This window comes from Staphylococcus sp. 8AQ (genome assembly GCF_902506595.1).
GTDB classification, from domain to species: Bacteria; Bacillota; Bacilli; order Staphylococcales; family Staphylococcaceae; genus Staphylococcus; species Staphylococcus pasteuri.
The window spans coordinates 1,523,374-1,538,878 of sequence record NZ_LR733871.1 but is presented as its reverse complement, the minus strand read 5'-3'; the positions used below and the strand labels follow the sequence as shown (position 1 = coordinate 1,538,878).

General features: G+C 30.5%; 15 protein-coding genes. 10 read left to right on the top strand and 5 right to left on the bottom strand.

Features of this window, described 5'->3' with window-relative positions; all coding sequences use genetic code 11:
- Positions 1–8: 8 nt before the first annotated feature.
- Positions 9–1,580: a PTS mannitol transporter subunit IICB gene (locus tag GVY01_RS07645; protein WP_159333700.1), complete on the bottom strand. Its 1,572-nt coding sequence runs from the start codon at positions 1,578–1,580 to the stop codon at positions 9–11.
- A gap of 686 nt (positions 1,581–2,266) precedes the next feature.
- On the opposite strand from GVY01_RS07645, the gene glmS reads away from it, so the two are divergent.
- The gene (gene glmS, locus GVY01_RS07640) at positions 2,267–4,072 is read left to right on the top strand and encodes a glutamine--fructose-6-phosphate transaminase (isomerizing) (RefSeq protein WP_017636997.1); all 1,806 of its coding nucleotides are present in this window, start codon (positions 2,267–2,269) and stop codon (positions 4,070–4,072) included.
- Between the two features lie 179 nt (positions 4,073–4,251).
- Entirely contained in the window at positions 4,252–5,109 is an 858-nt protein-coding gene (locus GVY01_RS07635; protein WP_017636998.1) for an HAD family hydrolase, read from the top strand.
- Between the two features lie 76 nt (positions 5,110–5,185).
- Here GVY01_RS07635 and GVY01_RS07630 read toward each other — a convergent pair whose 3' ends face one another.
- Entirely contained in the window at positions 5,186–6,376 is a 1,191-nt protein-coding gene (locus tag GVY01_RS07630) for a lytic transglycosylase (RefSeq protein ID WP_046466889.1), read from the bottom strand.
- Positions 6,377–6,508: 132 nt separating this feature from the next.
- On the opposite strand from GVY01_RS07630, the gene GVY01_RS07625 reads away from it, so the two are divergent.
- A complete protein-coding gene (locus GVY01_RS07625) occupies positions 6,509–7,240 on the top strand; it encodes a metallophosphoesterase family protein (RefSeq protein WP_017637000.1) in 732 nt (243 codons plus the stop codon).
- Between the two features lie 56 nt (positions 7,241–7,296).
- On the opposite strand, the gene czrB is transcribed toward GVY01_RS07625, so the two are convergent.
- Both czrB and GVY01_RS07615 read right to left on the bottom strand, forming a co-directional pair.
- Entirely contained in the window at positions 7,297–8,247 is a 951-nt protein-coding gene (gene czrB, locus GVY01_RS07620; protein WP_017637001.1) for a CDF family zinc efflux transporter CzrB, read from the bottom strand.
- Position 8,248: 1 nt separating this feature from the next.
- The gene (locus tag GVY01_RS07615) at positions 8,249–8,572 is read right to left on the bottom strand and encodes an ArsR/SmtB family transcription factor (RefSeq protein WP_017637002.1); all 324 of its coding nucleotides are present in this window, start codon (positions 8,570–8,572) and stop codon (positions 8,249–8,251) included.
- A 142-nt stretch (positions 8,573–8,714) separates the two neighbouring features.
- Between GVY01_RS07615 and GVY01_RS07610 the strand changes: the two genes are divergently transcribed.
- The 6 genes from GVY01_RS07610 (at position 8,715) to GVY01_RS07585 (ending at position 13,777) form a co-directional block, all read left to right on the top strand.
- Complete coding sequence (locus GVY01_RS07610; RefSeq protein WP_017637003.1) at positions 8,715–9,368, top strand: NAD(P)-binding oxidoreductase; 654 nt, start codon at positions 8,715–8,717, stop codon at positions 9,366–9,368.
- A gap of 399 nt (positions 9,369–9,767) precedes the next feature.
- Positions 9,768–10,706, top strand: a complete 939-nt coding sequence (locus tag GVY01_RS07605) for a type I phosphomannose isomerase catalytic subunit (RefSeq protein WP_017637004.1) — start codon at positions 9,768–9,770, stop codon at positions 10,704–10,706.
- Positions 10,707–10,740: 34 nt separating this feature from the next.
- On the top strand, positions 10,741–10,971 hold the full coding sequence (locus GVY01_RS07600) for a hypothetical protein (protein ID WP_017637005.1): 231 nt from the start codon (positions 10,741–10,743) through the stop codon (positions 10,969–10,971).
- Positions 10,972–11,143: 172 nt separating this feature from the next.
- Positions 11,144–12,520, top strand: a complete 1,377-nt coding sequence (locus tag GVY01_RS07595; protein ID WP_017637006.1) for an EVE domain-containing protein — start codon at positions 11,144–11,146, stop codon at positions 12,518–12,520.
- Positions 12,521–12,691: 171 nt separating this feature from the next.
- Positions 12,692–13,114, top strand: coding sequence for a thiol-disulfide oxidoreductase DCC family protein (locus GVY01_RS07590; protein ID WP_029056167.1), 423 nt, complete (start codon positions 12,692–12,694; stop codon positions 13,112–13,114).
- Positions 13,115–13,330: 216 nt separating this feature from the next.
- The gene (locus GVY01_RS07585; protein ID WP_017636802.1) at positions 13,331–13,777 is read left to right on the top strand and encodes a Dps family protein; all 447 of its coding nucleotides are present in this window, start codon (positions 13,331–13,333) and stop codon (positions 13,775–13,777) included.
- 143 nt (positions 13,778–13,920) lie between these two features.
- Here the strand turns inward: GVY01_RS07585 and deoD are convergent, their stop codons facing one another.
- The gene (gene deoD / locus GVY01_RS07580) at positions 13,921–14,631 is read right to left on the bottom strand and encodes a purine-nucleoside phosphorylase (RefSeq protein ID WP_017636801.1); all 711 of its coding nucleotides are present in this window, start codon (positions 14,629–14,631) and stop codon (positions 13,921–13,923) included.
- A 168-nt stretch (positions 14,632–14,799) separates the two neighbouring features.
- Between deoD and deoC the strand changes: the two genes are divergently transcribed.
- Positions 14,800–15,462, top strand: coding sequence for a deoxyribose-phosphate aldolase (deoC, locus tag GVY01_RS07575; RefSeq protein WP_017636800.1), 663 nt, complete (start codon positions 14,800–14,802; stop codon positions 15,460–15,462).
- The last annotated feature ends 43 nt before the right edge of the window (positions 15,463–15,505 follow it).

Here is a 15,505-nt window from a genome sequence, read left to right as displayed (position 1 = left end):
TTTAAAAATTATTGTTCTTCTTTTTTAAGGTTATTTAGTAATTCTTCATATCTTGGTGAGTTTAAGAAGTTATCAACTGAAATGTGAATTGCATTTGGTACTTGTTTAATTGCACGGTCAGTTAATGTTTTTTGAGTGATAACTAATTGAGCATCACTTGGTAATTGGTTAATTGCTGTGTTTGTAACATTTACATCTGAGATGCCAGCTTTTTTGAATTTATTACGTAACATACTAGCACCCATTGCACTAGAACCCATACCCGCATCACATGCAAAGATAACATGGTCAACATTACTGTAATCGTGGGCATCAACATCTTTAGTATTATAATTATCTAATAATTGATAAGCATTATCTTCATCATCAGATTGTTCTGTTGAAGTAGCAGCACCTGCAGCGCCAGCACCTGTTGCAGCACCAGCAGTAGTAGCTTTAGCTGATGAGTCATTATTATCTTTATTAGTTAATTTTGAAGACACACTTGATTTTTTACCTTTAGTTGCTTCCATTTGAGCAGTAGCAGCTTCTAAATCTTGTTTAGGTTCTTTAGTGAACTTAAGAATAATTGCTGAAACAGCGAAAGAAACTAATGTCGCTAATACTACACCTAATAACATATGAAGGAATTCACCTTTAGGTGCGTTAATACAATAAGTGATAAATGATCCTGGTGACGCTGGACTTCTAAATCCAAATCCAGTTACTTGATAAGTAGCAACGCCAGTCATACCACCTAAAATAACTGAGATAAATAACATTGGTCTCATTAATACGTAAGGGAAATAAATTTCATGAATTCCACCTAAGAAGTGGATGATTCCTGCACCGTAAGAAGTAGCTTTTGCAGTTCCTTTACCAAAGAACATATATGCAAGTAAAATACCAAAACCAGGTCCAGGGTTTGATTCAATTGTATAAAGTATTGATTGACCTGCTGTAGCAGCTTGGTCAGCACCAAGTGGTGTGAATACACCATGGTTGATAGCGTTATTTAAGAATACAATTTTAGCTGGTTCAACTAAAATACTTACGATTGGAAGTAAATGAGCATGAACTAAAGCCTCAACTGCAACTGATAATATATGCATGATGAATTTCATGATTGGAGCTAAAATTTCAAAACTTAAAATTGTCATGATGAAACCTAGGATACCAGCAGAGAAGTTATTGAATAACATCTCGAAACCTTGTGGTGTTCTAGGTTGAACAAATTCGTCAGTTTTTTTCATTAACCAACCAACTAATGGTCCCATAATCATTGCACCAAGTAACATTGGTGTGTCAGGTAATGCTACGATAACCCCCATAGTTGATGTAGCAGCAATGATACCACCACGTAATCCGTGGATTAAACGTCCACCACTAAATGCGATTAATAATGGGATTAAAAATTTAATCATAGGATCAGCTAATTGAGATAAATCTTTATTAGGCATCCATCCATTGTCTATAAATATAGCAGCGATAAATCCCCAAGCGATGAACGCGCCAATGTTTGGCATGATCATACTACTAAGAAAAGAACCGAATGCTTGAACTTTACGGCCAAAACCTTTGTTTTCTTGTTTCTGAGCCATATCTACACCTCTTTTTTAATTAGTATTTGACTATATTTATTGTAAATCTAAGTAGACAATTACTACAACAAGAACAAAATTCAAATTTGTCATAATAATCATGACAACAATCATTCTATAATATATAGGTAAAGATAATGTAAATTAAAAGCTTTATTACAATGAATTTTAAATGGAAATGGTAGTACATATTTTTTACAAAAACCTTGTGAAAATATTTGCAATTAAGACAAACTACATTGTACAATAGGTTCTAATGGAAGGGAGGATAGTAAAACAATATTACAAAGCGCCTGTGCAAGCTATTAATGACATGTGAGGATTAGAAATTAAATCTATTTGTATAAATTTCTATAGCGTACATTTATAACTTGTAGACGAGGAGGATAGTGATCGAATAGATCGGCGGATGCTATCCCGGATGTGGCTCATTCGTTAGCTTATTAAGTAAAACAGTAGGGTAACCTATTGGACAAAGTTAATAAGATCGCCAATTAATATTATATAAAATGAAAAACGTTAGAAGTTTAAGTGTGATAATTTATCACGCTTATTTTCAAGTGTGGTTAAACTAAGATAAAAGTTACTACAAATATGAACGCTAATGATAGTAGATTACTAAACTAAATTATAAGTAATAAATCATTGCTACTAACGTTATTTCAATAACTGGAGGAAAAGTAAATATGTGCGGAATAGTAGGATATATTGGCTATGATAATGCCAAAGAATTATTATTAAAAGGTTTAGAAAAATTAGAATATAGAGGTTATGATTCAGCTGGTGTTGCTGTAGCAAACGACGAAGGCACTAAAGTATTTAAAGAAAAAGGTCGTATTGCAGAATTACGCAAAGTAGCGGATAGTAGTGATATTGATGGCACTGTTGGAATCGGTCACACTCGTTGGGCAACACATGGTGTACCTAACTATGAAAACTCACATCCACATCAATCAACTACTGGTCGTTTTACACTAGTACATAATGGTGTAATTGAAAACTATGAAGAATTAAGAGATGAATATTTAAATGATGTTAAATTTGTTTCTGAAACAGATACAGAAGTTATCGTTCAATTAATTGAATACTTCTCTAAACAAGGTTTTGAAACAGAAGATGCATTTACTAAAGTTGTTTCATTATTACATGGTTCATACGCTTTAGGTTTATTAGATGAAGAAGATAAAGATACTATGTATGTAGCTAAGAATAAATCACCACTTTTAATCGGTGTTGGTGATGGTTTTAATGTCATTGCATCAGATGCATTAGCTATGTTACAAGTAACTAATCAATATAAAGAAATTCATGACCATGAAATTGTTATCGTTAAACGTGATGAAGTTATTATCAAGGATATTAACGGTCAAGTTCAAGAACGTGACGCTTATACTGCTGAAATTGATGCATCAGATGCTGAAAAAGGTGTTTACGATCACTACATGTTAAAAGAGATTCACGAACAACCAGCTGTTATGCGTCGAATTATACAAGAATATCAAGATGACGAAGGTAATCTAAAAATTGATAAAGACATAGTAGATGATGTTGCACAAGCTGATCGTATCTATATTATCGCTGCTGGTACTAGCTATCATGCTGGTTTAGTTGGTAAAGAATTCTTAGAAAAATGGGCAGGTGTACCAACAGAAGTACACGTAGCTTCTGAATTTGTTTATAACATGCCTTTATTATCTGAAAAACCATTATTCATTTATATTTCACAATCTGGTGAAACTGCAGATAGTCGTGCCGTATTGGTTGAAACTAAAAAATTAGGTCATAAAGCGCTAACAATAACTAACGTATCTGGTTCAACATTATCACGTGAAGCGGATCACACATTATTATTACACGCAGGTCCAGAAATTGCCGTAGCTTCTACTAAAGCATATACAGCACAAATTGCTGTATTATCTATTTTAGCTCAAATAGTTGCTAAAACACATGGTCGTGAAGCAGACATTGATTTATTAAGAGAATTAGCGAAAGTTACTACTGCAATCGAATCTATCGTAGACGATGCACCTGTAATGGAACAAATTGCTACTGATTTCCTTGAGACAACACATAATGCATTCTTTATTGGTCGTACTATTGATTATAATGTCAGTCAAGAAGGTGCATTAAAACTTAAAGAGATTTCATATATTCAAGCTGAAGGATTTGCTGGCGGTGAATTAAAACATGGTACGATTGCATTAATTGAAGATCGTACACCAGTTATTGCTTTAGCTACTCAAGACAATGTAAACTTATCTATTCGTGGTAATGTTAAAGAAGTTGCTGCACGTGGTGCTAGTACTTGTATTATCTCAATGGAAGGTTTAGAAAAAGAGGGAGATACGTATGTCATTCCTCATGTTCATGAATTATTAACACCATTAGTTTCAGTAGTAGCACTACAATTAATTTCTTATTATGCAGCGCTACACAGAGATCTTGATGTTGATAAACCACGTAACTTAGCAAAATCAGTTACAGTTGAATAAATTTAAAAATTAAAAGTGATGAATACCATAATTTTGGTATTAAGAAACTTTAACATGTTGATATAAGGATAATCCCTTTTAGTTATGAGTTGACTAAAAAGGGATTATTTTTATTGCACTTTTCTTAAATAAGTGACAAAATTTTAAGTAATATAGAACTTAACATATTGGAGGATTATATGGACAACATAAAAGCGATATTTTTAGATATGGATGGTACAATTTTACATGAAGATAATAGAGCATCTGAATATACTAGAGACGTCATTAATTCACTAAGAGATAATGAATTCAAAGTATTCTTAGCGACTGGGCGTTCATATTCTGAAATTCATCAACTAGTACCAGAAGGTTTTTTAGTTGATGGTATTATAAGTTCCAACGGTACAACTGGTGAAGTTAATGATAAAAATATATTTAAGCATAGTATGTCTTTAGATTCTGTGAATCAAATTGTGAAATTAGCACAACAACATCACATTTATTATGAAGTATTCCCATTTGGTGAACAACGCCTAGTATTAAAAGAAGATCAATCTTGGATGAGTGAAATGGTGAGTGGCAGTGAAACGCCTCCTAATAATGTAGGACAAAGCGAATGGGCATCAAGACGAGAAGCCATAAAAGATAAAATTCAATGGGTAGATCAATTTCCTGAAAAGGATTATTCAAAAATATATCTATTTAATACAAACTTAGATAAAATTAGTCGTTTTCGTGATGAACTTCAACAAAATAAAGTATTACTAAATATTAGTGTATCTAACTCTTCACGTTATAACGCTGAAACAATGGCTTATAATACTGATAAAGGTACAGGTATCAAAGAAATGATTGAATACTTTAATATTAAACAAGAAGAAACACTTGTGATAGGTGACAGTGATAACGATAGAGCTATGTTTGAATTTGGACATTATACAGTTGCAATGAAAAATGCTCGTACAGAAATTCAATCATTAACAGACGATGTAACTGAATATACTAATGAAGAAGATGGCGCAGCCAAATACTTAAAAAAACATTTTCTAAGTTAAGATATTGATTGAAATAGATATAATAAAAAGGTCGAAGTACAATTTTAAATATTTGTACTTCGACCTTTATTATTAATTATTTATTATTAGGATTATTTTTATCAATTGTATCTTTAGCTGTTTCTTCTAAATTATCTTTATGAGATGTTGTAGAATTTGATAAATCATCTTTGTGTTGAGTAGCTTTATCGTTTAATTCTTTTTTAGAATCTTGAGTAGTAGATTTTGCGTTATCTTTTAAATCAGATGAATGTTGATCAACTTTATCTTTAGTTGTATCTTGTAAATCTTGTGTTTTTGTAGTTTTATTATTTGTGTCTTTATTTGCAACTGCTTTATTAGCTTTATTCTTTTTAGAGTTAGTTGTAACTTTTTCGCCACGGCGAATAAAGTATTGAACGATACCCATAAGTAAAGCATAGTAGATAAATAGTGTTACTAAAATAACAATGATTTGAAGTGTTACTAATAAGATTTGAGCAACAGTTTGTGACATACTACCAGTTGCCATTTGTACTAACGTTACTAGTACACGAGTAATAATTGTTATTAGTAAATTAATTAATAAAATACCAATAAAGAATTTCAACCATGTTTTATGACCATTCTTAATTGCTTTAAATCCATCTTTAACACTTGTCATAGCAGATTGTTTTGGATTTTCAGTATATGCTGCAGTGTAATTAATGATTAAAACAAAGAAGAACCAATAAAAGATAGATGTGATAAATCCAACGATTAATGTTACAGCAATTTGGAATGTTAAATATGCTGGCATTGGATTATCCATTTTGCTTAAAGGACCTTGTAAAGCACTAACTAATGGTGAAAGTGCCAAGTTTAATAATTTATTTACAAAATATAAAATGACTGACATGATAACAATCATTAATATTGTAATTAATGCTAGTAATAAACTTTTAGCATAGTGACCTTTTTTAAAGGCGATAAATAAATCAGAGAATTTAACTTTATCTTTTCTGATAGCTCTAGAAATAACATTTATAGCACCAGCTAATAACTGATAACCTAAAAATATAAATAATAAGATGACTAATACAGCTACACCAATAATTGGAATAAGTAATGGTCCTGCTGGTTGACCGAATTGCATCATCATTTGTAATTGCATCATTTGTTGGCCAATCATAGCCATTGCAACTCTACCGACTAAGAAAATGACGATAAAGCTTATTAATGTAAATAATATTGCTTTAAGATTCTGGGGTTTAGCATTCTTAAATGCTAAGTTATAATATTTAAACAAATTTTAAGCACTCCTTTTCGTTAATATAAATACAATATCAAAAATTTGGACTTTTTCAAATTAATATCTAACATAATAGGGTATTAAGTGTTAAAATGTTCTAATGAATTTAATATGAAAGGAGATATCATCATGAAATTTGCAATTATAACTGATGTACATGGTAACTTTGATGCATTAGAAACTGTATTAGATGATATTGATAGTAGAGAAGATATTGAAAAAATTTATAATCTTGGAGATAATATCGGAATCGGACATGAAACAAACAAAGTATTAGACCATATTTTCGATCGCGATGATATGGAAATGATTGCAGGTAATCATGATGAAGCTATTATGTCGGTTGTAAACGGCACTCCTTATCCGGAAGATTTAAAAGATAAGTTTTACGAACATCATCAATGGATTGCTAGCCATTTAGATGAAGAATATTATGAAGAATTAAATCAATTACCTCGATTTATCGAAAAAGAAATTTGCGGTAAAAAAGTGTTATTTATACACTATGAGATTGAAAATGATAAATTATCTTCTCCTATAGATGAAGTACCTTTTAGTCCTATAGTCAAAGATGATGAACAAGAAATGACACAATTATTTGCAGATAAAGATGCAGATTTAATTATTTTTGGTCATAATCACAGATTGCATATGTTTGACGATAAAAATAAAATGTATTTTAATCCAGGTTCTGTTGGATTAAATAACGGTTCAAATGCTGTTTATGGTATTGTTACTATTACAGAAACTGATATTTCAATTGAAAGAGTTAAAGTTGCATTTGATAATGAAGAATTTTTAGAGGGATTTGAAGCTAAACAAGTACCTGCTAGAGATTTTATATTTGATAAATTTATATAAAATAGAAGTTGCCTCTCCACAAGTTAATTTAAAGCTTGGAGAGGCAATTTTTTTATTTAATGATGATGTTCTTGTCCATGAATGCCTGAACATAATGTCGCGTCATCGTGATCATGATTTGCTGTTTCAAGTTGAATCGTCATATGTTGGATATTTAAATGCAATAAGTCATGTTCAATTTGCTTAAGTAGTTGTTCTCCTTCTTTGATAGTTAACGTATCAGCAACAACTGCATGACAACTTAAGGCATTTAAATCATTAGAAATAGTCCAAACATGATAATCATGCACACTTTGGATAGCGCTATGATTTGTTAGCAACTGTATAATTGCATCTAAATCAACATCGCTAGGTGTTCCTTCCATTAAAATGTTGATTGAAGATTTAGCTATACCATATGCACTTTTTAAAATAATGATGGACACTAAAATACTAGCGATAGGGTCAGCGATAGTCCAACCTAATGTCCAAATCAAAATGGCTGCTACAATCGCACCGATAGAGCCAAATAAGTCACCAAGTACATGTAAAAAAGCGCCTCTCATATTAAGGTTATGTGACGTGTCACCGCTTTTAAACATTAAAATTGCAACTGCAACATTAACGATTAAACCAATTAAACTAATAATAAACATTTCTTTCGATTGTACTTCAGGTGGTGCGAAAAATCGTTTGATTGCTTCTATCACTATTAAAATACTAATGACAAACAACGTCACGCCATTAAAAAGTGCTGCTAATACTTCAAAACGTTTATAGCCATAAGTCTTAGATGTAGTTGCATGTTTTTCTGCATAGATAAATGCGATTAATGCTACAAAAAGTGATAAAGAGTCACTAAACATATGAAAACCATCGGACAGTAATGCAAGACTATTAGCTAAAAAACCACCAATGATTTCTACTAACATAAATAGTCCGATAATAAGAAACGAGATAAATAGAACTTTTTTATTATTTGTGTGTACATGACCATGAGAATGATCATGATGATGTTGTGTTGTCATATTATTTTTCACCTTCTATTGGATGACTCGCATGATGAATAGCTTGCTTTAATAGGGTAGAGACATGTTGATCATCTAAAGAATAAATCATACTTTGACCTTGTCGTTTAGATTTAACTAGGTTGACTGATTTTAATAATTTAAGTTGATGAGAAACATTAGATTGTGATAGGTCTAATGTGTGTGAAATATGCCCTACACTAGATTCACCAGTTGCTAACAATTCCATGATTCTAATACGATTTATATCACTTAAAGCTTTGAAAATATCAGTAACTCTTTCTAATGTTTGATGATGGAATGTTTCAAGTTTACTTTCAGTCAAACGAACACCTCTTAATATATGAATACTTGTTCATATATTAATATACAATGGTTTGAAATTAAGGTCAATAATATAATGGAAGTTTAATTGGATATTTAAGTGGTAAATGAGTTATTACAAGAAAAAAAAGGAGGACGTTGGAATGAGTATATTAGTAATTGGTGCTAACGGTGGCGTAGGTTCTAAATTAGTAGATCAATTAAAAGAAGATAATGTTGACTTTACTGCCGGTGTTAGAAAAGATAAGCAAGTGTCAGAATTAGAAAATAATGACATTAAAGCTCTAAATATTGATGTTGAAAATGATAGTATCGAAGACTTAACAAACAAATTCCAATCATTTGATAAAGTGATTTTCTCTGTTGGTTCAGGTGGAAGTACAGGTGCAGACAAAACTTTTTATGTAGATTTAGATGGTGCTGTTAAAACAATCAAAGCAAGTGAAAAAGCAGGTATCAAACATTATGTTATGGTCTCAACTTATGATTCAAGAAGAGAAGCGTTTGACGCAAGTGGGGATTTAAAACCATATACGATTGCAAAACATTATGCTGATGATTATTTAAGACATTCAGATTTAAATTATACAATTGTACATCCAGGTGGACTCAAAGATGATGCAGGAACTGGAAAAATTAAAGCGGATTTATATTTCGATAGTTATAGCACAATTCCACGTGAAGATGTTGCACGAGTTCTAAAATATGTTGTAACTTCAGATAAATTCAGTAATCAAGAATTCCAAATTTTATCTGGAGAATCAACAATTGAAGATGCTTTAAAAGCATATGAATAATTAATTATAAGTTCAAATTATAAAATGACTTAGGGGATATATTACAATCGTCTCCTAAGTTTTTTTATTTATAATAAACATGGAATATTTTTATGATTAAAATGAGGAATTTTATAACTTATCATCATTGCAAGATATTGTTATAATAACGAGAACCAATCATTTTATAATAGAATCGTTAATTAAAATATAAAGATAATATTGTCTTGTAAATATTTATCAAAATCAACATAACCATTGAATTATGAATTATGATACAATCACATGTAGTGAGTTGAAATGAGTTTATAACATTTCAAACTAAAGTAACATATACATATTATTAGAACCTATGTTAGGAGATTTTTATATCACTAACAATTGATTAACATATACAACGAGAGTAATGGAGGTGTAGTAATGCCGCTGTTTTTAAAACCTATTTTTCATGAAAAATTATGGGGTGGTAATAAATTAGAATCATTTGGGTACAATCTTCCTAGCAAACATATTGGAGAATGCTGGGGTATTTCAGCACATCCCAATGGTACCAATGAAATTACCAATGGTCTTTATGCAGGCCAAACATTAGATAAAGTATGGGCAGAGCATCGAGAATTATTCGGTGAATTTCCAAGTAAAGATTTTCCATTGCTCGCAAAGATAGTAGATGCTGAATCGCCTTTATCTATTCACGTACATCCAGATGATTCATATGCTTATGAACATGAAAATGGCCAATATGGTAAATCAGAGTTTTGGTACATTATTGATGCGGAAGAAGGCTCTGAAATTGTTTTAGGGACGACTGCAGAATCTAGAGAAGTTTTTCAACAACAACTAGAACAAGGAACATTTGAAAATGATTTAAAGAAAGTAACAGTTAAGCCTGGCGAATTTTATTTTGTACCAGCTGGAACACTTCATAGTATAGGATCAGGAATTATCGCATATGAAGTGATGCAATCATCCGATATATCCTATCGTATTTATGATTATAAAAGAGCCAAGCATACAGGCGAGTCTAGAGAGTTAAATATACAAAAAGCTTTAGATGTGATGGAATTTAATAGTGATTTACCTAATATTATTCCAGAAAAAGAAATTATAGAAAGTCACCAATGTACGCATATTGTATCTAATGATTTCTTTACTATAGTAAAATGGGAAATTTCTGGCACATTAAATTATATGAAACCACGTGAATTTTGCTTAGTTTCAGTAATTGAAGGCGAAGGTAAACTTATTACAGATGGTGAAGTATTTAATATACAAAAAGGAAGTCATTTTGTATTAACTTCAGAAGATCTCGATAATATATTTGAAGGAGATTTTTCTTTAATTATTAGTTATATATAAACTTATATATTTAATACAAAGGATGTTCATAATTATGAAACAATTTTTATATATTTCTTTATTATGTGGTGTCATTTCAGGTGCAGGTGTGTTTTTTAATATGCCACATTATCCATCATTTATAATACCGAGAATAGTTGCTATTGTGGGAGTTATTAGTGCTATTCTTACAATTCGAGACAAAGAAAGTAGTTTTATGCTATCAATAGGCGGCATAATGATTAATTTGTTACCATTATTAGGCTCATTCCTACCTACACATTAAATAGCATAATAATTTTTATTGATAGTATACACATGCGCAGACTAATGATAAGTGTCATTGGTCTGTTTTTTAATAAAATATGTGAAAATAGTTGTAGTAGCATCGTTTTGTTAGATATAATAAGGTAATTACAAAAACTTATTTTACATATAATAAGGTGAGGAGATTCGTGATGACAGAAGAAATTAATTACTTTTGGTTAAATTGTGGTTATAATAGGTGGAATCATAATGAACCTTTAGTAGGTCAAACGACATTATTTGAATCAGGTGCGCAATTTAATCCAACTCAAGGATATAGAGCATTTAAAAAAGCTAAAGCTGGAGACCAAGTCATTTTTTATCAAGTTCAAACTGATACAGGGCTACTTGGTTTTGGTGAAATCATTAGTGTCCAAGCTGGCGCCCAAAATAAAATTAGAGTTGAATTTCGTTTTAATGAAGTACTAAAACCTTTAACAACTGATTATTTAAAACGAAGCGAAGCGTTAGATTTTCGTATGAGTAATATGAAAGAAACGTTATTTAATCAAATTAGAAAAGAAGAATTTGATTTAATCATTCAACTTGGAAAAGGCGAAACAAAAATACCGCGTTATTTCTTTATGTCTGAAACTGAAGATTTTGAACCTGGTAAAAATTATACTATTTTTACTCATACATATAATGGCATTAAAAGAAATGGATATCATTTTTACACACAATTAGAAGTTGGAGATAATGTAATTATTTACAATAAATACCAAAACCAATCTGTTATAGGTATTGGTGAGGTTTCTAGACACATACATGAAAAGCCACCAATTCCTGGTAGAACTAATAGTACGGCAATTGAAATCATGTTTGGTAAACATATTACGCCAATTTCATTGAGTTATTTAAATAAACACCCTAAACTTAAAAACTTATATTTTCTTCAAGAAAATGCAAAACAAGCTATTGCAAGTATGTCACAAGTACAATATGACGCTATTTTAGAAATGAGCGATAATAATGGTATTAAAAATCCATTTGAAACTGTAGAAAAATCTCATTTATTAGAAGAAAACCAACAAGAAAATACACTTAAACCATTTATTTTATTAGTAGTTGATAAAAAAGAAGAAGGCTTAAAAGCCGCTAATGATTTATTACAAAAAACAAATGCTAATCCTATCATTACAACAGGCCATCCGGATTTTAGTGAAGATATGCTATACGGTAAGTATTTACCTAATGAAAGTGGCGCTCTATACTATCGTGAAGGTTTTATAACTCAAAATATGCCTAAAAAAGATAAAAGTTACCTTGTTATTGATAACTTTAATAGAATCGATCCAGATATATTCCAAACATATATTAACGTACTAGAAGGTTATGAAGTAACATTGCCTAGATATAATAAAGAAGGTAATATGATTAAATGGTCTAAAGACAAAGACTCATTTTATCATTTTAACCCGAATTGGCATATTATAGGTGTCACATACGACACTTTAGAAGAAATACAAGAGAAGTATACACAACAATTCTTAAAATATACTAGAATTGTGAAGGTTAACCAAGATTAATAATAAGTTGATTTTATGAAGTCGTTCAACTATTGCCATTCAAGTTATGTAACGGTAATTAGTAGATTTTCATAAAATCAACTTATTTTTTGTATATGAAAGGCTTAATTTGGTTTATAAATTTTCAAATAGGAAAAATGAATAATGAGAAAGTAAGGAGTGGTGTTTAATATGGCAATTATTTATTATGATGGCAATTGTGTATATTGTTATAACTATGCAATATGGCTAATCCAAAATGGATTATCACATAAATACGAATTTGCTACTTTAGAAGGTGACTATGGTCAAAAATTATTTGATAAACATCCAGAAGCAAAAAATAGAAATAGTGTGATAGTTCTAGATGGTGATCATTTGGAATATCAATCAACAGCAATAGCATCATTAATTACATCTCTACCAAATCAGTATAAATTGTTAGGTGTACTATTGCGTATTATTCCTAAACCAATTAGGAATTTCGGTTATCAATTATTTGCAAATAATAGAGATAAAATGTGGAAGACACATTGGCATAAACCAAATGATTATGAGGCATCATTCTTTTTAGATAATAATCAAAAGATTAAATTAGTTAATTCTCAATTATAAACGACTAATTGAGAATGAAAATATTAGTTAAATTAAAAATAAATGTATTTTCAGTTTTTAAATATGTTTTATTGGGGTAATATAAATGTGAAAGGTTTATGAACTAGATTAGAATTATTATAAATTAAAGTGTCATATTCCTTTACAGATTATAATAATTCTAATATAATGTATGTATAATCAATAAAACGATAACTCAAAGGAGCGTATATTAATATGGCAAATAATCAAGAAGTAGTAAAAGAATTAAATCAACAAGTTGCAAACTGGACTGTAGCGTATACTAAACTTCACAATTTCCATTGGTATGTAAAAGGACCTAACTTCTTCTCATTACATGTTAAATTTGAAGAACTATATAATGAAGCAGCACAATATGTTGACGATTTAGCAGAACGTATTTTAGCAGTAGGCGGTAACCCTGTTGGTACTATGAAAGAAAGTTTAGATATGTCAATTATTGATGAAGCAGGAAAAGGTTATGCTGCTGAACAAATGGTAGAAGAATTATCTAAAGACTTCACAAACATTTCTAATCAATTAGAAAAAGCTATAAAAGTTGCTGGTGAAGCTGGTGACGATGTTTCTGAAGATATGTTTATCGGTATGCAAACTTCAGTAGATAAACATAATTGGATGTTACAATCTTACCTTGGTAAATAATGACGATTAAGAAAAGCATGGTTTGACGATGAACCATGCTTTTTAATATTAAACTAATAATAGTAATATTCTTGAGGTTATAAAAAGAGATTAAGTGTTATCTATGAAAGACATCACTTAATCTCTATTTTTTTATGTTTTAATTATTCGGCAATTTCAAGTGCTATTTCCATCATTTGAGTAAATGAAGTTTGACGTTCTTCAGCTGTTGTAGCTTCATCTCTTAAAATGTGGTCACTAACAGTAAATACGCCTAATGCTTTTTTGCCAGCATGAATAGCATTTAAATATAAACCTGCTGATTCCATTTCAATACCTAAAATGCCCATTTTCTTCCATGCATCATTAAATTTATCATCTGCATTATAGAATGTGTCTGATGATAATACGTTACCAACATGTGATACAGCACCAATTTTGTCAGCTGCTTGTTTGGCTTTAGTAACTAAATCAAAGTCAGCAATCGGCGCAAAATGACCTGGAATGTGATACTGATCTACATAATTTGAGTTAGTTGAAGCGGCTTGTGCAATGATGACATCATATAAATTAACGTTTTCTTGCAAGGCACCACATGAACCTACACGAATGATTGTTTCAACATCAAAGAAATTGAATAATTCATAAGAATAAATTCCAATGCTAGGAATACCCATACCAGAACCCATTACTGAAATTTCTTTTCCTTTATAAGTTCCTGTGTATCCAAACATATTACGTACTTCATTAAATTGTTCAACATTTTCTAAAAAGTTATCTGCAATATATTTTGCACGAAGAGGATCTCCGGGCATTAATACAGTTTTAGCGATTTTTACTCCATTTGGTTGAATATGAGGTGTACCATTTGTCATTTGTCATCTTCTCCTTAATTACTTAATCATATTTAAGATAACATTTGTTTAATTTTTTTGCTAATTTTTGTACTATATATATGAAGGGTATGTTTATTGAATACATTCGCTTAACATAGAAAAATATAGAGTTTGTATTCAATGTAAATAAGTGAGGAGGACCTTTTAATGAATTATGCAAAATTTATAGATCACACACAATTAAAGCCTGAATCAACACGTGAACAAATTGATAAAATTATTAATGAAGCAAAAGAATATGGCTTCAAATCGATTTGTGTAAATCCAACACATGTTAAGTATTCAGCTGAACAATTAAAAGGAACTGACGTACTCGTTTGTACGGTAATTGGCTTTCCACTTGGTGCATCAACTAAAGAAGTAAAAGCGTTTGAAACTAAAAATGCCATTGAAAATGGTGCTTCTGAAATAGACATGGTTATTAATATTGGTGCATTAAAAGATTGTCGATTAGATGAAGTAAAGGATGATATTGAAAGTGTTGTAAAAGCATCAAATGGTAAAACAGTAAAAGTCATAATTGAAACTGTATTATTAACTGATGAAGAAAAAGTAACAGCTTGCAAAATTGCAAAAGAAGCTGGTGCAGACTTTGTAAAAACATCTACTGGTTTTGCTGGTGGAGGCGCTACAGCTTCTGATGTTAAATTAATGAAAGATACTGTAGGAGAAGCATTAGAAGTAAAAGCATCTGGTGGTGTTCGAAATTTAGAAGATTTTAATAATATGCTAGAAGTTGGTGCTACACGTATTGGAGCTAGTGCTGGTGTACAAATTATCCAAGGCTTAGAGTCTGATTCAAACTATTAAATCATTTCAGCAAAGTAAATCATATTAAATCAAGAAACAACCA